The organism is Chryseobacterium sp. (assembly GCF_045629545.1).
GTDB lineage: Bacteria > Bacteroidota > Bacteroidia > Flavobacteriales > Weeksellaceae > Chryseobacterium.
Map to the genome: position 1 here is coordinate 18,674 of NZ_JAZQRK010000010.1, position 21,265 is coordinate 39,938.

Annotated in this window: 14 protein-coding genes; 5 read left to right on the forward strand and 9 right to left on the reverse strand. The window is 35.1% G+C overall.

What is annotated here, in order from left to right; all coding sequences use genetic code 11:
* Positions 1-60: 60 nt before the first annotated feature.
* Positions 61-3,408 carry a methylmalonyl-CoA mutase family protein gene (locus ACKI42_RS01985; RefSeq protein WP_407401909.1) on the reverse strand — a complete coding sequence of 1,116 codons (3,348 nt, stop codon included), beginning with the start codon at positions 3,406-3,408 and terminating at the stop codon, positions 61-63.
* 214 nt (positions 3,409-3,622) lie between these two features.
* Here ACKI42_RS01985 and ACKI42_RS01990 point away from each other — a divergent pair, with 214 nt between their 5' ends.
* The 5 genes from ACKI42_RS01990 to rpsB all read left to right on the forward strand — a co-directional run bounded on the left by ACKI42_RS01990 (position 3,623) and on the right by rpsB (position 7,596).
* The gene (locus tag ACKI42_RS01990; protein ID WP_407401911.1) at positions 3,623-5,146 is read left to right on the forward strand and encodes a membrane-binding protein; all 1,524 of its coding nucleotides are present in this window, start codon (positions 3,623-3,625) and stop codon (positions 5,144-5,146) included.
* A 1-nt stretch (position 5,147) separates the two neighbouring features.
* Positions 5,148-5,480 carry a hypothetical protein gene (locus ACKI42_RS01995; protein ID WP_407401913.1) on the forward strand — a complete coding sequence of 111 codons (333 nt, stop codon included), beginning with the start codon at positions 5,148-5,150 and terminating at the stop codon, positions 5,478-5,480.
* A gap of 314 nt (positions 5,481-5,794) precedes the next feature.
* Positions 5,795-6,250 carry a 50S ribosomal protein L13 gene (gene rplM, locus ACKI42_RS02000; RefSeq protein WP_407401915.1) on the forward strand — a complete coding sequence of 152 codons (456 nt, stop codon included), beginning with the start codon at positions 5,795-5,797 and terminating at the stop codon, positions 6,248-6,250.
* A gap of 5 nt (positions 6,251-6,255) precedes the next feature.
* Positions 6,256-6,642: a 30S ribosomal protein S9 gene (gene rpsI / locus ACKI42_RS02005; RefSeq protein ID WP_407401917.1), complete on the forward strand. Its 387-nt coding sequence runs from the start codon at positions 6,256-6,258 to the stop codon at positions 6,640-6,642.
* 186 nt (positions 6,643-6,828) lie between these two features.
* Positions 6,829-7,596, forward strand: coding sequence for a 30S ribosomal protein S2 (gene rpsB / locus ACKI42_RS02010; RefSeq protein WP_407401919.1), 768 nt, complete (start codon positions 6,829-6,831; stop codon positions 7,594-7,596).
* 78 nt (positions 7,597-7,674) lie between these two features.
* Here rpsB and ACKI42_RS02015 read toward each other — a convergent pair whose 3' ends face one another.
* The 8 genes from ACKI42_RS02015 to ACKI42_RS02050 all read right to left on the reverse strand — a co-directional run bounded on the left by ACKI42_RS02015 (position 7,675) and on the right by ACKI42_RS02050 (position 21,050).
* The gene (locus ACKI42_RS02015; RefSeq protein WP_407401921.1) at positions 7,675-8,106 is read right to left on the reverse strand and encodes a DUF6759 domain-containing protein; all 432 of its coding nucleotides are present in this window, start codon (positions 8,104-8,106) and stop codon (positions 7,675-7,677) included.
* Positions 8,107-8,111: 5 nt separating this feature from the next.
* Positions 8,112-8,819, reverse strand: coding sequence for a DUF6759 domain-containing protein (locus ACKI42_RS02020; protein ID WP_407401923.1), 708 nt, complete (start codon positions 8,817-8,819; stop codon positions 8,112-8,114).
* A 20-nt stretch (positions 8,820-8,839) separates the two neighbouring features.
* Positions 8,840-9,520 carry a tRNA (guanosine(46)-N7)-methyltransferase TrmB gene (gene trmB / locus ACKI42_RS02025; RefSeq protein WP_407401925.1) on the reverse strand — a complete coding sequence of 227 codons (681 nt, stop codon included), beginning with the start codon at positions 9,518-9,520 and terminating at the stop codon, positions 8,840-8,842.
* 94 nt (positions 9,521-9,614) lie between these two features.
* Positions 9,615-10,394 (reverse strand): DUF6759 domain-containing protein, encoded by a 780-nt coding sequence (locus tag ACKI42_RS02030; RefSeq protein WP_407401927.1) that lies wholly within the window; start codon positions 10,392-10,394, stop codon positions 9,615-9,617.
* Between the two features lie 134 nt (positions 10,395-10,528).
* A complete protein-coding gene (locus tag ACKI42_RS02035; protein WP_407401929.1) occupies positions 10,529-11,323 on the reverse strand; it encodes a hypothetical protein in 795 nt (264 codons plus the stop codon).
* Positions 11,324-11,484: 161 nt separating this feature from the next.
* A complete protein-coding gene (locus tag ACKI42_RS02040) occupies positions 11,485-14,910 on the reverse strand; it encodes a T9SS type B sorting domain-containing protein (protein ID WP_407401931.1) in 3,426 nt (1,141 codons plus the stop codon).
* A 112-nt stretch (positions 14,911-15,022) separates the two neighbouring features.
* Positions 15,023-17,836, reverse strand: a complete 2,814-nt coding sequence (locus ACKI42_RS02045) for a T9SS type B sorting domain-containing protein (protein ID WP_407401933.1) — start codon at positions 17,834-17,836, stop codon at positions 15,023-15,025.
* A gap of 139 nt (positions 17,837-17,975) precedes the next feature.
* The gene (locus ACKI42_RS02050; RefSeq protein WP_407401935.1) at positions 17,976-21,050 is read right to left on the reverse strand and encodes a gliding motility-associated C-terminal domain-containing protein; all 3,075 of its coding nucleotides are present in this window, start codon (positions 21,048-21,050) and stop codon (positions 17,976-17,978) included.
* Positions 21,051-21,265: the final 215 nt, after the last annotated feature.

Genomic DNA, 21,265 nt, shown 5'->3' on the forward strand with positions numbered 1-21,265 from the left:
AACCCTCGAAGAATATTCTTCAAGGGTTTATTTATTATTAATTGCCTGTCCGGCTACGGACTACATATTTCTTCTGTACATACCACCCACTTCAAACAAAGCATTGGTAATTTGTCCAAGAGAACAATATTTCACCGCATCCATCATCACGGCAAATAAGTTTTGCTGATTGATTGCTGCATGTTGCAATGTTTTCAAAGCTTCTGCCGACTTGTCTTCGTTCGATTTTTGGAAATTATGAAGTGTCTGAATTTGCACTTGCTTTTCTTCCTCGGTAGAACGAATAACTTCTCCCGGACGAACCGTTGGCGAACCATCTTTTCCTAAGAAAGTATTTACTCCAATAATTGGGAATTCTCCCGTATGCTTCAACCATTCGTAGTGCATAGATTCTTCCTGAATTTTAGAACGTTGGTACATCGTTTCCATTGCACCCAATACGCCACCTCTTTCAGTGATTCTATCAAACTCTGCGTAAACAGCTTCTTCTACTAAGTCGGTAAGTTCTTCTATAATAAACGAACCTTGTAACGGATTTTCGTTTTTCGCTAAACCTAATTCTTTATTAATAATCAATTGAATCGCCATTGCTCTTCTCACAGAGTTCTCTGTAGGCGTAGTAATTGCCTCATCATACGCATTGGTGTGAAGAGAATTACAGTTGTCGTAGATTGCATACAAAGCTTGAAGCGTTGTTCTGATATCGTTAAAATCAATTTCTTGAGCGTGAAGAGATCTTCCAGAAGTTTGAATGTGGTATTTCAACATTTGGCTTCTTTCATCTGCGCCATACTTCAATTTCATAGCTTTTGCCCAAATTCTTCTTGCTACACGTCCGATTACAGAATATTCTGGATCGATACCGTTTGAGAAGAAGAAAGATAAGTTAGGAGCAAAATCATTAATGTCCATCCCTCTAGACAAATAATATTCTACATAAGTGAAACCATTTGCTAAAGTAAATGCCAACTGAGAAACCGGATTTGCACCTGCTTCAGCAATGTGATAACCAGAAATAGAAACAGAGTAGAAGTTTCTTACTTTTTCTTTGATGAAATATTCTTGTACGTCACCCATCAATCGTAATGCAAATTCTGTAGAGAAAATACACGTATTTTGAGCTTGATCTTCTTTAAGAATATCAGCTTGAACCGTTCCACGAACGTTAGCAATTGTTTTAGCTTTAATTTCAGCATAAACATCTGCAGGTATTACCTCATCTCCTGTGATTCCTAGTAATTGTAACCCTAAACCATTATTAGAAGGCGGAAGTTCTCCGTTGTATTTTGGTCTTGCTAAACCTTTATCGTCGAATTTTGCTTTTAAAACTGCTTCTACTTTAGATTCCAAACCATTTTCGGCAATATATTTCTCAACATTTTGGTCAATAGCAGCATTCATAAAGAAAGCCAAAAGCATCGGCGCTGGTCCATTGATCGTCATTGATACAGACGTCATTGCATTAATCAAATCAAAACCTGAATACAATTTTTTGGCATCGTCCAAAGTTGCAATAGAAACTCCAGCATTACCAATTTTACCATAAATATCTGGTGGTAAAGCAGGATCTTGTCCGTACAATGTTACCGAGTCAAATGCTGTAGAAAGTCTTTTTGCTGGCATATCTGAAGATACATAATGGAATCTTCTGTTGGTTCTTTCTGGGCCACCTTCTCCTGCAAACATTCTTGTAGGATCTTCGCCAGTTCTTTTGAAAGGATAAATACCAGACGTATAAGGGAATCCACCAGGAAGATTTTCTTGCCCTTTCCATAGGATAAGATCGCCCCAATCTTTGTATTTTGGTAATGCTATTTTTGGAATTTTCAGGTGAGAAAGAGACTCTGATGAGGTAGCCACTTTGATTTCTTTACCACGTACAATATAAGAGAAAAATTCTTCTTGGAAAGCTTTTTTGGTATCTTCCCAATTGTTTAGGAAATCTATATTTTCTTGTTGAAGTTCTTTTTCGGCTTTTTGATATTCAGCGTCTAAAACTTCATTAGATATTAATTTTTTTACACCATCAATGTGGTACATGGTTCTTGCAAGTTCAGCTTGCTTTTGTAGGTGCGCGTCGTAGATTCTATTGTTTTCTACAATTTCAGATAGGTAACGAACTCTTTTTGGAGGGATAATTGTTACTTCATCACTCACTTCCTGTTCTGCGAATGGTTTTAAATTCAAACCTGAAAATTTATCATTAACCTGAGAAATCAAAGTATTGAAAAGTGCAGTTGTTCCGTGATCATTAAACTGAGAAGCCTTTGTAGCATAAACAGGCATTTCTTCTAACGGTGTTTCCCATAAAAGATGATTTCTCTGGAACTGTTTTTTTACCGCTTGCAAAGCATCTAGAGCGCCACGTTTGTCAGATTTATTTAGAGCAATGAGATCTGCATAATCTAGCATATCTATCTTTTCTAATTGCGTAGACGCACCGTATTCTGGAGTCATTACATACATAGAAACGTCTGCGTAATCTGAAACTTCAGAACCCGATTGCCCAATTCCTGATGTTTCTAAAATAATGATGTCTGGATGAGCTAGTTTTAGGATATTGAGTGCAGAATGGATGTATGGAGAAACTGAAACGTTATTTTCTCTAGTTGCCATAGAACGCATATAAACTCTTGGGTCATTGATGGCATTCATCCTGATTCTATCGCCTAAAAGTGCGCCTCCAGTTTTCTTTTTGGATGGATCTATAGAAATAATTGCAATTTTTTGCTCTGGGTTAGAACGAAGAAAACGTCTTACCAATTCGTCTGTAAGAGAAGATTTTCCAGCACCTCCAGTTCCTGTAATCCCGATAATTGGGGTGGTAAGATCTTTAGATTTTTCTTCAATAGCTTTTACCAATTCTGGTTTCTCTTCTGAAAAGTTTTCTACCGCCGAAATAATTTTGGCAATGCTTGTAGAATTGTCGAAGCTGATATTTTCTAAATCCTCCACAGAAACATCTCTTCCAGTAGCAAAATCTGATCTTTTTACCAAATCGTCAATCATACCTTGAAGTCCCAATTCTCTACCATCATCTGGAGAGTAAATTCTATCGATTCCGTAAGCCATCAATTCGTCTATTTCTTCGGGCAAGATAACGCCACCACCACCACCAAAAATCTTGATTTGTGGGGAGTTTTTTTCTCTTAAAAGGTCATAGATGTATTTGAAATATTCGTTGTGTCCACCTTGATAAGAGGTAAGAGCTATAGCATTAGCATCTTCTTGTATAGCAGTGTTTACTACTTCTTCGGCAGATTTATCGTGTCCTAGGTGGATAACTTCGCATCCTGTACCTTGTATCACACGTCTCATAATGTTAATCGCTGCATCGTGCCCATCAAAAAGTGAGGCTGCTGTTACAATCCTTACCTTATTTTTAGGGGTGTATTTTTGAGTGTCCATATAGTAATTTAGTCAAGTTTCAAATATAATGATTTATGATTATATGCAAAATGGGGATTTTAAAAATGCTTTTACTATGGATTGGAACATCTGTACATGTATCATTTTTATAGGATTAGATCTCCAAAAAAATCACTATTTTCAGCGAAGGATATACTTTTCTTTAATAATTATCTTTATATCCTTAAAAATTAAATCTAAAAAGTAGATAGATATGAATCTAAAATCGTTACTAGTAGCAACAACAATAGGCGTTTATTCTTTGGCAAATGCTCAGCAGATCATTTATTTTAATGAAGATTGGGAGGTGACCACGAAGGATAAGATGGAATATTACCGCGAAACCACAAAACAAGGAAATCTCACACTGGTAAAAGATTTTTACAAAAACGGAACTCCTCAGATGCAAGGTTTAGCCTCTGATAGTACGCCTAATGCGGAAGTTTGGGATGGGCAAGTAACTTGGTATTATCCTAATGGTAAAGTGCAAACTACATCTAATTTTAAGAATGGGACCCAAATGGGCATTTCAAAAGGGTTTGATGAAAATGGAAGAGTACTGGAAGATATGGTGTATGATAAAGATATCAATTTTAGAGGAACTCGATATGCGTACAAGGATGACTACGGAACCTATAATAGCATTACAGAATATGAAAAATCCGAGCCAACTAAAGAAGTAGTTTATGACGAAGATAAAGATAAAATACGTTATGAAACCGTCTATACTAATGGTTATGAGGCTACGGAGACTAAATATTATGATGAAAGGGGAAAATATATAGGGACTAAATACAGTAAGGACTATGTAACCTCGGGAGTTGTAGTAGAGTATTATTACCAACCAATGAAGGTAAAATCTATTAGTAAATATGGTAAAGATGAAAGTATTGTAGAAGAAAAGCTATTCTATAAAAATGGTAAGGTAGCCAAAGAGAAAAAACTGAATAAAAAAGATGGAGTAGAAAAGACCTATGATGTGAATGGAGTCAAAATAGCAGAACTTGCCTACGCTTTGGATAAGGATAGTAATAGCTTATCTCCCGCAGATGGTGTAAGCTATGATTTTTCTGAGGATTTGGATACTCCAATTAGAATTGCAACGTATGCAAAAGGAATGTTAGTTTCAGAAAAAACTTACAATGAAGAAACAAAGAGACTATCCTCTGAAGTTACCTATAAAGATGGCGAAAATGATAAATTATCTTATTATGATGACAATGGTAATTTGAGAAGTACGCTTCAATATAAAGATGGTATGCCTTACAACGGAAATATTATTACCAATAATTCAGAAACCGTATTTAGTGATGGAAAGGTTCAAACGATGAAAATAACAGATCAAGATGGTAAAATTTTTCTTGAAAAAAAATACAATTTAGCCAAAAATATCTACGAGGCTAAAATATACAATATGGACCAGAAAATGATCATGTCATATACTTCAGATCCAGAAAGTGATTTGCTGAATGGGGTAATTACTCAATATGAAAATGGTAAAGCAGTAAGAAAAGCTACAATAAAGGATGATTATCTAATAGATGGTAAGCTTTCATTGAAAACTGATGACCAAAGAGTAGAAAGAGAAGTATCAAAGAAAATGCAATATTATAGAGTTTACAATGACAAAAATGTGCTGATAGAAGAAACCAAAAAACTGAAACAAGAAGAAGATGATTTTTCAGAATTAATGTACGTAGCAGAAACTTCATTATTCGAAAACTTTGTACCTTTGTAGGATGCAAAGAGCACTTATATATTTCGTTTTAGGAACTGTTGCAAGTTTCGTTATCAACTATTTTTTTGGTGATAATAAAGACATGGGTTTGGCAATTTTTTATGCTACCGCATTTGGTTCTGCTTGGGGATTATCGTATTATTTAGATAATCCGTCATTCAGTTTAGTACAGAAATTGGGCATCTCATTTGCCGCTATGGCAGTACTTGTAGGTGTAGGAACTTTTATCTATAATCTAGATTTGGCAGTTCCAGCAATTCTTAAGTTTTCTACAGTATTTGTAGCTTATTATTTAATTGCTAGTATGCGCAGTTCCAAATCTTTAAGAAGCTAAATGTATTTTAATAATATATAATAGAGCAATAAATCTTTTTGGAGGTTTATTGCTTTTTTATAACTAAAATTATCAACCTATAATTGAATTAATTTTCTATTTAAATATGAATTTTGAAATAGGAGAAGATTCATCACATAATCTTGCATTTTATATTTTAATTATTATTTTAAAATGTATTTGACTGGCGAGAATTTATAAGATGTAGTGAAAGTCAGATGATTTAAATGAAATTTATTATTACATTATAAAAATATTGTGTACCTTTGCACACCCTTACGGGGAAAATTATGTTTAATCTTTAACTAAAACGTGTGAATACATTAAGTTACAAAACTGTTTCAGCGAACAAAGCTACTGCAAATAAAGAATGGGTTGTAGTAGACGCTGAAGGACAACCATTGGGGAGATTAGCTTCTCAGGTTGCAAAGATTTTGAGAGGTAAGCACAAAGCAAACTTTACACCTCACGTAGATTGTGGTGATAATGTTATTGTTTTGAATGCTGGGAAAATTACTCTTTCTGGAAATAAGTGGGCAGACAAGACTTACATCTGGCATACAGGTTACCCTGGAGGTCAAAAGTCTATGACGGCTACAGAACTTCTTGCGAAGGATTCTTTAAAAGTATTGGAAAGATCTGTAAAAGGTATGCTTCCAAAAACTAGATTGGGATCTGCATTGTTCAAAAACCTTTATTTATATGAGGGAACAGAGCACAAGCATGAAGCTCAACAGCCTAAAACAATTAATATTAACGAATTTAAATAATTAATATGTCTATAATTCACAAAATTGGAAGAAGAAAAACTTCTGTTGCGAGAGTTTACGTAAAGCCAGGTACTGGTAACATTACAGTGAACGGTAAAGACGCTAAAGATTATTTCTCTACAGACGTAATGGTTTACAAGCTAAACCAGCCGTTTATCCTTTCTGAAACTGTTGGTCAGTATGACGTTACCGTAAATGTTTTCGGTGGTGGTAATACAGGTCAAGCAGAAGCTATCAGATTAGGTGTATCTAGAGCGCTTTGCGAAATCAACGCTGAGTATAGATTAGCATTGAAGCCTGCAGGTTTACTTACAAGAGATGCAAGAATGGTAGAAAGAAAGAAACCAGGTCAGAAAAAAGCAAGAAAGAGATTCCAGTTCTCAAAACGTTAATTTTCAGACTCAAGATTGGAGGTATCAGTGTACAGAATTTATTTCGTCTGTTATCCTATATCTGAAATCTATTAATCTAAATTTTTTTAAAATTGCCCGTTATGTTTAGCATCCAAACCCTTCTCCCATCTAAAGAAGTTGTTGATTGCTTAAAAAGCGGAAAGTAAACTAACACACAACAAAAACATGGCAAAAGCAAATGTAAAAGACCTTCTAGAGGCTGGTGTACACTTCGGTCACATGACTAGAAAGTGGAATCCAAATATGGCTCCATACATTTTTATGGAGAAAAATGGTATTCACATTGTAGACTTACATAAAACAGCTGTTAAATTGGATGAAGCGTGTAGCGCTTTAGAAAAATTAACTTCTGCAGGTAAAAAAGTTCTTTTTGTAGCTACTAAAAAGCAAGCAAAAGAAGTGGTTGCAAAACACGCTGCTGAACTTAATATGCCTTATATTACAGAAAGATGGCCAGGTGGTATGTTAACAAACTTTGTTACTATCAGAAAGGCTGTAAAGAAAATGAACTCTATCGACAAAATGAAAAAAGACGGTACGTTCGAAACTTTATCTAAAAAAGAAAGACTTCAAGTGGACAGACAGAGAGCTAACCTAGAAAAGAACTTAGGTTCTATTTCTGACATGGTGCGTCTTCCTTCTGCAATCTTTGTAGTTGATATTATGAGAGAACACATTGCTGTAACTGAAGCTAAAAAATTAGGTATTCCAGTTTTCGGTATCGTGGATACTAACTCTGACCCAAGAAAAGTAGACTTCGTTATCCCAGGAAACGATGATGCTTCTAAATCTATTGATATGATCTTGAACGTAGTTTCAGATTCTATCAAAGAAGGTCAGTCTCAAAGAAAAGCTGATAAAGAAAAATCTAAAGAAGAAGGAGAAGTAGTATCTGCTGAAAAAGATGCAGATTTCGAAGCTTCTGCTGAATAATTCTAAAAGATTTATCTTTGAAATATAAAACCCCACTCATTATCTTGAGTGGGGTTTTTGTTGATTATAATGATTCCTCTATTGAGACACTTTAATAGTGGTAACTCCTGTAATGTACTTGTTGCTTTTGTAATTAGAATTACAAATCTTCCCAGATAGCTGATAATTTTTATTCTTCAAGATCATAGCAGATCCTATTTTACCAGCAGCAATCGGAATTTTTTTCTGATAATTATTGCCAATAATGGTAAGAACCATAGGACAAGGAGAGGTGTTCTCTACGGTAATAGCAGTTTTCGGGCTATTGGGGTCTTCTTCATTTAGGAGATAAGTGAGGACTTCGGGAGTTTCAGATTTGTAGTTCTTTGCCAAATCTTCATAGCTAGTATCCATACTTCTAGAAGGTAGAGTAGAGGATTTATTATATGTTGGTGAGTGAAGAGGTGTGGGATAAGTTTCGCAACTTACTACCGTAATAATGGCACCCATATACATCATTATTTTACTCATTATTTTCAACTTTTCTTTTTTGTGTACTTTCTTTTTTTAACTTTCTTCTTTACCTTTTCTATATCACTACTTTTCGCTAAACTCTTTTTCTCATTTTCATTTCGGTCAATAGGATTGCCAATGCTCAGTTGAAGATGATTCTTTACTACTTTCTGCGTATTGTACTTTACATCACAAACATTCGTGGTGATTGAATAATTCCCCTTTTCCAAAATCAAGAAATTATCATTATGGGCAGGTACAGCTAGATTATAAAACTTTTTTCCGTTTATTTTTAAAACCAAATTGCAATCCGAATTATTTTTAAATAACAATATAGCTTCGTTATTACTAACATCTTTATCCAGCATCGAATTTAAAAGTTCTTTAGTTCTTTTTTGATGCTGAATAGCAGTTTCTGATAGCAGACGTTTGTATTCTTCTGAATCCTCAACTTGGGCTTTACTATGATTTGAGGGTACATTCATTATTACAGGTCTTGCCTCCATAGGTTTTGCGTTGGCTGCGCCCTTTGTCCATTCTTTATTCTTCAAAGCGATCAATTTACCTTCAAGAATGCGCTTTTTGGGATCCTCTGGATGTGCATTTTTTAAATATTCTGTAACCTCATCTATACTTGTGCTTTTTAAGATTTCTTTCTGCCGTATTTCCAATTGTGGAGAGCAGGAGAAGAGTATCGTTAGCAGCGCTACAACGATATAAAATTTTTTCATCAGAGTGTTTTTGTGTGTTTTTAGTTTATTCTGAACTTGATATAAGTAATCGTCTTCCCTTTAGCAGAGAACAATCCTTCATAGTAAGTCCTGATGTCTCTTAGGTGTGGTGTATTGGGATCGTATTCCTTTGCTCCATAGATATCGTGATGTGCAGAAATGATCTCATAGCCAGCTCCTTGTAAATATCCCAATGTATATCCATGCAAAAATTCAGAATCTGTTTTTAAATGAACAATTCCGCCAGGTTTTAAGAATTTTTTATAGCGTTCTAGGAAATCAGGATGTGTTAATCTATGTTTTGTCCGTTTGTATTTTATCTGTGGATCTGGGAAAGTAATCCAGATTTCATCTACTTCATTCTCCCCGAAGAAATAATCTACTAGCTCAATTTGGGTCCTAAGAAAAGCCACATTATTCATGTTGTTTTCTATAGCTTCTTTAGCACCAAACCAAAATCTTGCTCCTTTGATGTCTATCCCAATAAAGTTTTTATCCGTAAATGTTTTTGCTAATCCTACTGTGTATTCTCCTTTTCCGCATCCCAATTCTAGCACAATTGGATTTTCATTCTTGAAGAAATCTTTTCTCCAATTTCCTCTTAGTTCAAAAGATCCTGCTACGGCTTCTTCTCTTGTTGGTTGTATTACATTTGGTAATAAGTTGTTTTCTGTAAATCTAGCTAGTTTATTCTTGCCCATGTATGGTGTATATAAAATTATGCAAAATTACAAAAAATAATAAGCAAATATTTACATAAAAGTAATAAGCTAACCTATAAGATATTTTACAAAATTATTTGGATGCGCTTCCAAGTGCAACCATTAGAGGCTTCAGAATACTTTTCTGTGAGGCATATTGCGAGCCACAAACCAAACTTGTAAGTAGGTAATTTCCTTTTTCTACTACTACAGAATTGTTTTCGTGTGCAGGAATGGCTAATCTGTATTTGATATTTCCTACACCTTCTATTCTCACAATGATATTACAATCCGATTTGTTTTCAATCATCACAATACATTCTTTAGCATTAGGATCATTATCAAATAATGAATTTAATATTTTTACAGTTTTATTCTTGTGTTCTACAGGGTTAGACGCCATAAGCATATTGAACTCGTCTGCTTCGGTGTTTGCTATCACCGGAAGTTTAGCATTAGCTACAGTGGGAGTTACATATACGTTTTGCGTAGTACTGGGCGTATATTTTATCAGAGTTTGAGGAGAATTCAGTTCTGCTTGGTAACGGGCTATTTGTTTTTGTTTGATGTTGGCATTCATCTCTTCAAAAGTTATCTTGGTAGAAGCTCTTCTGCTTAATATTGCCAACATTTCTTGCATTTCTTTCACCTTTCTATCACTTCCTTCCGCATTTTTAATATATTCCTTCATCATACCCAAGACTTTTGGTCTCAGAACGCTTCTACGAGGATCATCTGGATGAGCATCTCTTAGAAATGCATTTATCTCGTAGATGTTTTTACTCTGCAAAATGTTTTTGTAGTCTTTATTTCTATTTTGCGCAGATAGAGATACGAACACTGTTGAAAGAATAATAAAGAATAATTTTTTCATTGTTTGTGTTAAAAAATAATTTGTCTTCACTTTATTAATTTAATTAAAATTTAATAATAATGATTTATTTATGTTAAATTTAAATTTCAGGTTGCTCTAATTTTATATTTAGCTGAAAATATAATGCCAAAACACTATTTAGCTTTCAATACTTCCTGCAGTTGAGAGTTTTGTAATCTTTTTTGATAGATAGGTAAGTATTTTTCAATGGGTATTTTCACTGCCTCAAAATTTCCAGACAATACATAGCTTTCTATATTTTCTGAGGTATAGACGAATTGTAAAAAGTTATCAATCAGATTTTCGGGGATTTTTATTCTTAAAAAATAATCTTTACCAAGATAATTTCTAATCTGAGCAACAGAATTACCCATTCTTTCGTAAGCCAAATAGCGCTGCTTTTTCTTTTTTTCCCCTGATAACATATCAAAAATACTTTCTAGATTAAATGTAAGTCCACCATCACGAAATCCTGCCATAGGAAGTTCTGGTGAGCTACCGTCACCTTTTGGCTCGGGTAACCCTATCACTTTTTTCAGAGCATATGCTTTATCCTCTTTTCGAAGGGTATTTACATCATATCGCAGATTTCCAGTGGGCCTGAATTTGCTGATTACCACTTCCTGAATGTCATGATAGGCTACCTTTAACTCCACAAAATTTGTATTACCAAGCATGGTTTCCGTAGTGGGTATATCTCTTCTCTCGGTAACAATAGAAGTAAATCTTATGGCATCACCAGCCTCCGCCTTTATAGAAAATTCGCCATTATAATTGGTAAGCACAGTGGTATAAGTTCTAAGGTTGGTCACATATACTTGGTTGAGGTATAAACTAGAGTTGTCTCTAAGGAAAACCTGTCCTTTAAAAATTTGTGCATTGATCCCTATGGCCAATAGGAATAACAATAGAGATAGCAGTTTCTTCATATAGACTGCAAAATTACGCAAGATATCAGGAATTAAGAGAATTTAAATGAAACCCATGGGTTAAAATTATATTAAACTTTTACCATAAATGTTAATGAGTGTTATAATATATTACCAACTTTTATTTTGATTTCATAATCGATAGTATAATAATCCATTCCCTATCGATCCCATAAATTATCATTTCTATGTTTTACTAATAGCCAACTAGAATATTTTACTGTTGTAGAGGATCCAAACTCTGTCCAGCTGATAAAATACCAATAGGTAGCCGTAGGCACTGGGCGACCTTTTATATTTCCATCCCAAGTAAATTGGTTAGATGGGGTTCCTCTGAACACTTCGGCACCGTAACGATCAAATATTCTAAATTCTAAATTGTCTTTCGACATCAGCGAAGCATAGTTTATCATATCATTGATTCCATCACCATTTGGGGTAATTGTATTAATGAGATTAATAATCACAAAATCTTTCACCACTTCTTTACATTGTAAAGAATCTCTCACAAAAATCTTATAATTACCAGTTCCTATATTGGTGAAAATATTTGAGGGTTGCCAAAAGATACCATCCAATGAATACTCGTAAGGAGCAATACCTCCAGTAACGCCTATGGTAACCGTAGTTTCATTAATATCAATGGAGGTAATAACAGGTAACGAAGATTCAGATACATTCACAAATTGTTTATAAGTACATCCGTTGAAACCAAGTTCAACCCAATAGTTTCCAATACCAACATTCGTAATAGAAGAAGTGGTATCGCCTGTACTCCATAGGTAAGTGTCGAATCCTGGCCCTGCATCTAGAGTAGTTTTTGTATTGGGACAAATCTTTTTATCTTGGAGAATTTCAGACTTTTTGGCTGATTTAATATTCAAAATTAAAGTTACAATTTCAGAACACAAATCCTGTTTTTCTAATCTCACAAAAAAAGTGTGCGACCCCGATAGAGTAATAGGATTGGCAAGAGGACTTATATTGTTTTGGGCATCAGCAAGCGAGTTAAAAAATTGTGCTGTGACTGCCGGATCTGTTGTAAAATTTGAAAGGTATTGATTAAGATCAACCAATTGAGAGCCATCAAGATCCTCATCACAATAAGATTGAGTATGATTTCTTACCAATACAGGTACTTTGGATCCTACTTGCAAGTTTACCCACTGTACTACTGCTCCACAGCCATCTGGGGATTGTACTCTAATGTAGATTGTTGTATTGGCAGTAATACTCCAGTTGTTGGGAAGCGGAGTTCCCGTATTATTCATAGCATCGGTAAGATCTGCATAGTAGTTTACATTGGTGAAATAGCCAGAATTGGTAAGAATAATGGGTGTAATATCCGATAGTGTAACGGTGAATATTCCATCGAAATTATCATCACAAAGTAGATTTATAGAATTTGGAGTCACAATAATTTTTGGAAACAAATTCAAGGTAATTTTTGCAATCTCTTTACATCCTGTATTATTTTTTACCAAAGCATAAACAAAAGTTCCTGAAGACGCAGAATAATTGGTTGGAACAGTAATCAAACCCGCTGAATCTTCATTCTGTGCCGCTAATAATGACGTATAAAACGTAGTAGTAACTGGTGTGTTGGAAGTGATATTCGCATTATTTAAATTAAAAAATCCATTATTCGAATTGTTTGAAGAACAGACGGTAAGTGCAGCATCTTGTACCAAAAGGGGTTGATAATTGATATTTACAGTCACCGTTTCGCAATCCGGAAAATCTGGATTGTTGCCAAAAAAAGTATAAATGAAAGTGTCTGTACTCGGGATGTTTGCATTATTCGGGGTGTAGGTAATCACGCCAGTGGTAGCATTTATAGTTGCATTACCAGAAGTTGGTGCTGTAAGAATAGAAATCGTATTAATAACTGGCGTTTGCGTAGAATTACTAAACGTGGGAACAAATGTTTTTGGACTACAAATTGTGATATTCTCATGGGTGAGTTTAGTACAATTTTGTACTTTATATAATGCTGTTACCAAAGGAGCGCAACTTCCCATTGTAACCGAACAAGTATAATTTCCGGAAGCTGTAGGAGAGTAGGTACTGTTGGTTGCCCCAGGAATAATTACTCCATTCAGGTACCATTGGTAATTGTCATAGATAAGAGGATCTGCAGTAAGGATAATACCAGGTGCGCAATCTGAGCCAGATTTAATGATTTCGGGTTGAGTAGCAAATCCAGCAAAAAAACCTCCATATCCTACCGCATCACTTCCTGCAGTGATGCCTGCAGTAATGGCCTTTGAAGAAACAACGGTGATGTTTCCTACAGTATTTGGGATGCCATAGGTTACCCAATTGCTAATTCCTGTCATGTCATAAGGGCCAGTTCCTGCTGGAGGATTAGCTCCATTTACTGTAACAACGGCACCACGTTCTGTAATAAGATTAAGTTTTGTTGGTACATTGAGTATGCCCAGTGGATTGGCATTGGTGTAGACAAAATTTTCATTAATAAGACCTATTTCATCTATTCTTTTAGGCAAATAACAATTGAGCGCGGGAATAAAATTAAATCCTCCTGTTGCCAATTCTGTACTTGAGGCATTGTCTCCTGCAAGGATTTGGTACACATATGCATTTTGAGTTGTTCTAATATAAAGATTATAATGATTGGTACCTTGCAATTTGTATTTGGTATCCTGAATTACATAATATTGTCCAGAATTCAATGTAACTACTGGAATTGTTTCGTCATTTACATACACTTGAGTATTGTTTTGTGTAGCAATCACCAAAGCTCCTTCCATATGAGAGCCAATAGTACCATTACCTTTTACCAAGGCAAACTGGCTTCCTAGCTGTTCTACTGGAATAGATTGATCCATCAAAATATCAGAACTCAACGGCACATTACCTGCATATTGTCCATTAAAGTTTCCATTAGTTACATTAATAGGTTTGTTGGCAACAATTTTGGCACCCAAAAAACCATCCGAATTCCCAGTGAGATCACCACTACCATCAATGATATAAGATTGTCCTTTGTTTAGTGTAAAGGTGATGGTAGGATTGGTAGCCCCTGTAGTGCCATTAGAAAATTGCGTAGTAGATTTATATCCAGAAAGAGTTACTGTAGTGTTATCTTGGGTTGCCAAAATACTTGTCATGAAATTGAGAATCGTATTGCTAACGGTAATGGGAGCAAATGCTGCATAAAAGTTTTTCCCGGTAGAGGCAATTCCTTTCGAGGTAATGATTTCAGCATGGTTGTATACAGAGAATCTAAGATTTGCATAAAAAGGGAAATCTGCTTTTAGGTAAATACCTTTCGATGTTGGAGTGAATAAATCTGTCTGAAGATTGGTAATAATGTAGTTCCTTAGGATATCAAACTTTTGTGGATTATTTTTGCTAATATTCACAGTACCTATCAGTACATTATTGTTGTAGATGCTTACTGGAAATGGAGTAACGCGGCTTGTAGAAAGATATACTTTTTGGTTGGGATTAGGATTTCCTGAACGATCTACCATAGGTGCAAACCAATGCTCTCTATCTAATTGTGCAAAAGAAACACAGTATATACAGAGAAAAAGGAAAAAAGATAAAATTTTCTTCATTTACAATTAGATTTATCACAAATTTAATAATAATTAAGAAGTAATATTTATAAATAAACAAAAAACCACGATATAAATCGTGGTTTTCATTCTATTGAGAGATGAGAAGAATTTATTCTCTATTTTTTACCATGATCCAGCCAGAATACTTGATCGCTGTCTTATTGATGGTATTTTCGTTCCAAGAAATATTGTACCAATAGTTTCCTGTAGCTACTTTTTTGCTGCCATTCGTAGTACCATCCCAAGTATAACCATTTTCTTTGGTTCCTTGGTGAATTTTGTTGCCATATCTATCAAATATTCCGAATACCAAATTTGGTTTGTTTGCTAACGAAGAGTAATCTAAAATATCATTGATGCCATCACTGTTTGGAGTGATTACGTTAACAAGATTAGGAATTGTAACAGCTACTTCTAGAGGGAGACAATTATAGCTATCTTTTACATATACCTTTACGTCTCCTCTTGGTAAACTAGTGAAGACATTAGAGTCTTGCCAATTGATATTATCAATAGAATATTGGTAAGGAGCAGTTCCTCCTACCGCATTTACAGTGATCGTGTTGGTTGATATATCAATATTAGAAATGACAGGTTGCTCAGAAGCATATACCTTCACATATTGTCTTGTTACACAGTCACCAGATTTCAAGTCTACCCAATAGACACCAACTCCTACATTAGAGATAGTTTGAGTAAGATCTCCAGTACTCCAAACATAATCAAATCCAGGTCCTGCATCCAAAGTTGTTCTATCTTCTATACAGATTATTTTATCTTGTAGAACTGTAGAGTAAGTAGGAGGGAAGACAACTAATGTAATTTCAGCCACTCTGAAACATCCATTAGCGTTACTCACTCTTACGTATACTACTCCATTGGGAGCGATATAAGTGGTAGGATTTAGTATTTCGTTAGTTCCATTATTAGCATCCGTTAAAGAGGGGTAATAATTATACGTAACTCCTGTCTGTAATGTAACAGTAGCATTAGAAAGATCGAACAAACCTGTAGCTACATTGTCTGGCAAATAACAAGTTCTAAGCGTTGCATTTTGAACTACAGGGCTTGCTGCAATGGTAAGTGTTAATGTGATTTGTTCGCAGTCTATGAAATCAGCAGTGTTTCCACAAAATTGATATGTAATGGTATCATTACCTACATATCCATAAGTAGGTACATATCCGATAACACCTGTAGTAGGATTGATGATTGCTGTACCATGTGCTGGCGGTGTAATGATCTGTACCGATCCTGGTGCAAATAATTGTGTAGAACTGGTGAAAGCTGGTACAATATTTAGATATCCTTCACACACTGTTTGCGCTGCTGTAGATTCTGCCAAACAGGTATAAACTTTAAAAGGAGGTGTAGTTACAGGGACACAAGATCCTACTGTAATTCTTACGGTATAGTTTCCTGATTCCGTAGGTGTAAATGAGTTGCTATTAGCACCAGGAATAGGGACGTCGTTTCTGAACCATTGATAAGTCTCATAACTATCATCTACTTCCAGTACAAGACCTGGTATACAGTCGCCAGTTTGTTTAGCGATTAATGGAATAGATGAGAAACCTGCGAAATATCCTCCGTATCCAGCTGAGCTATATCCACCGTTGATACCTGCAGTCACAGCTTTGGTAGACGTAATGGTAAGATTTCCAGTAACACCAGATAAAGCATAGGTTACCCAGTTTGCATTACCAGTAAGAGGGTATGGCCCCTGTGCTGCAGTAGGTGTAACCCCATTTACAGTAACTGCGGCCCCAGCCTCAGTAAGAATATTCAGTTTTAAAGTAATAGCTGCTGTAGCACCTGGCATAGCATTTACCAAACCAATTTCGTCAATTTTTCTTGGTAAGAAACAGTTTAATGGGGGAATGTAGTTGTAACCTCCAGTATTGTTAGCAGTTCCTGCAGCTACCAATTGATATAGGTATACATTTTTAGACGTATTCACATAAATATTAGAGTGTCCACCTCCTTGTGCCACATATGAATTTTGGAGAATTCTATAATATTGACCAGCACTCAAAGTAGCAACTGGCGTAGCACTCCCGTTGATGAAAACCTGAGTGCCATTTTCTGTGGCGATAATAATACCTCCTTCCATATTGGTGTTACCTGTAGAAATACTTTTTACCATGGCAAATTCATTTCCCAGACGGTCTGTAGGAACGGATTGGTCCATAATAAGATCCGAACCATCCTGTGATCCACCAATTGCATAGAAACCATTAGAGTTTCCATTGGTAACAGATATGGGCTTGGTAGCCACAATTTTAGCACCAATAAATCCGTCCCTATTGGCAACTACGTTTGCCTTTCCAGTGAAAATGTAAGATTGTCCTTTATTTAGTGTGAATGTAGTGGTTGTACCAGGTGTCATATTATTCACGAATTGTACATTTGGATTATATCCAGAAACTGTAACGATCGTATTGTCTTCTGTAGCAAGAATACCTGTAGAGAAGTTGAATGAAGTAGTAGTAGCAGTAAGTGGTGCTGCGGCTGCAAAAAATGTAGTTCCTATGCCTGCTTTCCCTTTAGAGGTGATAATTTCTCCGTGCGACCCCACCGCTGCTCTAAGAGAGGTAAAATAGGGTCTATCACCTTTTGTATACAATCCCATCGTAACAATATTAGCAGCATCACTTTCTGCAGTAGTACGGATGTATTGAGAAGGCACAGTGAATGGTTGAGGCGCTCCTTTGCTTATAGTTACCGTTCCTATTACCGTTCCATTATTATATATTGTAACGGGAAAAGGCGTTAAAGAATCTGTGGAAAAAAATAAAGTGTGAATATAATTGCTTCCTGAAACATCAAAATAGGGTGCAAACCAATGGTCTGTATCTCTTTGTGCAAAGAGAGAGCTAAAACTAAAGAATATTAATAAAAATGATAGTAAAAGTTTTTTCATAAATTTATAATTTAGGATTTTCACAAAAATAATACATTATTTGAAATTCTTTGCTAATTTTTTAAAATATATAGTTTTTTCATACAAAAAAAAGCCACGACTTTGGAAAAGTCGTGGCTTTTTAATGATTAATAAAGTTTTATTCTCTATTTTTTACTAAAATCCAACCTGTAAACTTAATTGGTGTTTTAGCAGTATTGTTCTCAGTCCAATTGATATTGTACCAATAGGTTCCAGTTACAATTTTTTTGTTGAAGTGAGTTCCGTCCCATTTATAAGAATTGAATTTGTCACCTTCAAAAACTTTATTTCCATATCTATCAAAAATAGAAAATGTAAGATTTTGCTTGTATGATAATTCCTTATAGTCTATATAATCATTTACATTATCACCATTAGGGGTAATCGCATTGATAAGGTTTGGTACAGTAACTTCCGCAGAAACTGGTTCGCAGTTCAAGGCATCCTTTACATGGAAGGTATGTTGTCCTCTTGTAAGACCTGTAAACACATTGGAGTCTTGCCATACATTAGTTCCATCTAATGAATACTTGTAAGGTGATTTTCCACCTGTTACAATTACTGTTGCTGTATTATTGGATAGTTCTACCGCAGAAATTACAGGTGATAAAGCTTTTTTAACACTCAGTTTCTGAGTGATAAAGCAATCATCAAATTGTAGTGTTACCCAGTAATCTCCTACAGGTACATTGGTAATAGTTTGTGTAGTGTCTCCCGTGCTCCATCTATAAGACTGATATCCTGGTCCTGCATCAAGGGTAGTTCTTGCATCAATACAGATGTATTGATCTACTAATAGTGAAGATCTTTTTGGTTTTTTTACAACAAGATTAATTTTTGCAATTGCATAACAATCATTAGAGTTCATTACTCTTGCATATAAGCTTGCATCTCCAGAAATATATTGTGTGAAATTAGCAATCTCATTAGTATTATTACTAGCATCTGTAAATGTTGGGTAGAACTTCTTAGTGATAGGATCTTCGTCTGAAATGTTAGCAGTCATTAGATTAAATTCACCTTTAGACTCATTATCTGGTAAGAAACATACATTAATAGTAGCTTCTTTTACTACAGGAACAGGGAAAAAATCTAGAGTAATTTTTGCATTGGCTGTACATCCCTCTGCTGTTGCTACCAATACATAAACAAAACCTGCTCCAGAGAAATAATTAGTGGGGTTGGTAATTTGGTTGGTATTTGCATTTAGGTCTGCAAGTGTAGGATAGTATTTTTTAGTTACAGGTGTTGTATAATCCGTAACATTGGCAGTAGTAAGGTCAAAAAATCCTTTACCTGCATACTGACAAGAGTAGATGGTTCTATCTGTAAGTGTAAATGGTATTAAATTTAAATTTAAAGTAAACTCTTCACAATCTACAAACTCAGGAGCAGTACCACAGAATTTATATACAATTTGATCTGGACCTAGGTATCCTGGATTTGGAATATAAGTGATTACTCCAGTAGTAGTATTAACGGTAGCTGTACCATTTTGAGGCTGAGTAACAATTGTTACAGTACTAGCTTGTGGTACTTGAGTAAATGTAGTAAATGTAGGAGTAATTACTTTAGAACCACAAATGTTAACCGCTTGTGTTGTTTGTTGAAGACATGTAAATACTTTAAAGATTGGTGTTGTTACTGGTGCACAAGTACCCATTGTTACTCTTACTGTATAGTTTCCACCTGTAGTTGGTGTATAATTATTAGAGGTTGCTCCAGCGATGGCTACACCATTGAGGAACCATTGATAGCTATCAAAACCAGCATCCACTTCCAGGATGATTCCTGGTACGCAATCCCCAGTTTGTTTTGCAATGGCTGGTACAGAGGAGAAACCTGCAAAATAGCCTCCATAACCTGCAGAGCTATAGCCTCCATTAATACCAGCTGTAACAGCTTTATCAGAAGCAATTTTTACGTTTCCAGTGATATTGTTTCTTGCATAAGTTACCCAACCTGCATTTCCAGTAAGAGGGAATGGGCCTTCTGTGGGAAGCATTGGTAAATCGTTTACTGTAACTACAGCTCCAGCCTCGGTGATAATATTTAGTTTTACTTCAATCGCTGAATTTACATTTGGCATTTCATTAATCTTCCCTATTTCATCAATCACTCTAGGTAAAAAACAGTTTAATGGAGGTATGTAGTTGAAGCCTCCAGTGTTATTACTAGTACTTGCAGAAGACCCTACAGATACCAATTGATATAAATAAATATTTTGACTTGAAGTAATAAACATGTTATAATGATCTGATGTCCCTTGTTGTACATAGTTATCACCACGTATTCTATACCATTGTCCTTTATTTAAAGTAGTAATTGGAGTTGTAGACCCATTGAGGAAAACTTGTGTGTTATCTACAGTTGCTATCACAATTCCACCTTCCAAATCTGGAAGAGTAGATCTTGTTCTTACCATTGCAAATGTACTTCCTAGTCTTTCCACAGGTACAGATTGATCCATAATAGCATCAGAACCTCCACCTGTATTATCTCCAAAGTTTCCATTCATATTACCATTGGTAAGCGTGATAGGCTTATCAGAAACTATTCTTGCACCAATGAAAGAGTCTATATTACCTCCAATAGATCCATTGCCAGCATAGATGAAAGATTCACCTTTTTGTAAGGTAATGGTATTGGTATTAGCAGTGGGCGCTCCACCAATAAAAGTTGTGGGACCTGCCCAAGTAGTGGTAACTACCGTATTATTTTCAGTTGCCATGATACCTGCGGTAAAATTGTTGCTAGAGTTGGTCCCAATAAAAGGAGTACCAGCAACGTGAAATTCTCTACCAAGCCCTGCTTTACCTTTACTAGTAATGACTTCGCCATGAGAACCTTGTGCAATTCTTAAAGTGCAGAAAAAAGGTTTTGTAGCATTTAAATATAATCCTTTAGTGATCACATTGAAAGCGTCTGGTGGTGTATTTACACTGATATTTGCAATAGGAACTGGATAGGTATTGGGATTGCCTTTGCTGATAGTTACGGTACCCAAAACTGCATTATTACTACTAATGGTTACGTCAAAGGGAGTTACAGAATCTGTAGATAGATAAAGCTGATTAGTGTAACCTCCACTTGAAGCGTAATAGGGTGCGATCCAATGTTCTGTATCTCGTTGAGCAAATAAATTGCTGACTGTGAGGACAATCAATAAAAAACTCAGTAGAAATTTTTTCATAAATTATTGAATTAGTATTTCTACAAAATTAAAATAATATTTAATATAATGTTAATAAATTTTAACTAATTATTTTAAATTATTCACTGATTTTATTGCGTACTAATTCTGAATATGAAATTCAACATATATAAATAAGATATATTATCAATTTTTATAGAAGTGGATTTATTTTTTAATTATTATTAAAAGTATTTTACAATAATTATTATATA

Bases quoted from the DNA above. Each gene is read 5' to 3' on its own strand.
- rpsI (WP_407401917.1), top strand. From the start codon at position 6,256: ATGTCTATAATTCACAAAATTGGAAGAAGAAAAACTTCTGTTGCGAGA.
- trmB (WP_407401925.1), bottom strand. From the start codon at position 9,520: ATGGGCAAGAATAAACTAGCTAGATTTACAGAAAACAACTTATTACCA.
- ACKI42_RS02035 (WP_407401929.1), bottom strand. From the start codon at position 11,323: ATGAAGAAACTGCTATCTCTATTGTTATTCCTATTGGCCATAGGGATC.
- ACKI42_RS02015 (WP_407401921.1), bottom strand. From the start codon at position 8,106: ATGAGTAAAATAATGATGTATATGGGTGCCATTATTACGGTAGTAAGT.
- ACKI42_RS02030 (WP_407401927.1), bottom strand. From the start codon at position 10,394: ATGAAAAAATTATTCTTTATTATTCTTTCAACAGTGTTCGTATCTCTA.
- ACKI42_RS02050 (WP_407401935.1), bottom strand. From the start codon at position 21,050: ATGAAAAAATTTCTACTGAGTTTTTTATTGATTGTCCTCACAGTCAGC.
- rpsB (WP_407401919.1), top strand. From the start codon at position 6,829: ATGGCAAAAGCAAATGTAAAAGACCTTCTAGAGGCTGGTGTACACTTC.
- ACKI42_RS01990 (WP_407401911.1), top strand. From the start codon at position 3,623: ATGAATCTAAAATCGTTACTAGTAGCAACAACAATAGGCGTTTATTCT.
- ACKI42_RS02045 (WP_407401933.1), bottom strand. From the start codon at position 17,836: ATGAAAAAACTTTTACTATCATTTTTATTAATATTCTTTAGTTTTAGC.
- ACKI42_RS02040 (WP_407401931.1), bottom strand. From the start codon at position 14,910: ATGAAGAAAATTTTATCTTTTTTCCTTTTTCTCTGTATATACTGTGTT.
- ACKI42_RS01995 (WP_407401913.1), top strand. From the start codon at position 5,148: ATGCAAAGAGCACTTATATATTTCGTTTTAGGAACTGTTGCAAGTTTC.
- ACKI42_RS01985 (WP_407401909.1), bottom strand. From the start codon at position 3,408: ATGGACACTCAAAAATACACCCCTAAAAATAAGGTAAGGATTGTAACA.
- ACKI42_RS02020 (WP_407401923.1), bottom strand. From the start codon at position 8,819: ATGAAAAAATTTTATATCGTTGTAGCGCTGCTAACGATACTCTTCTCC.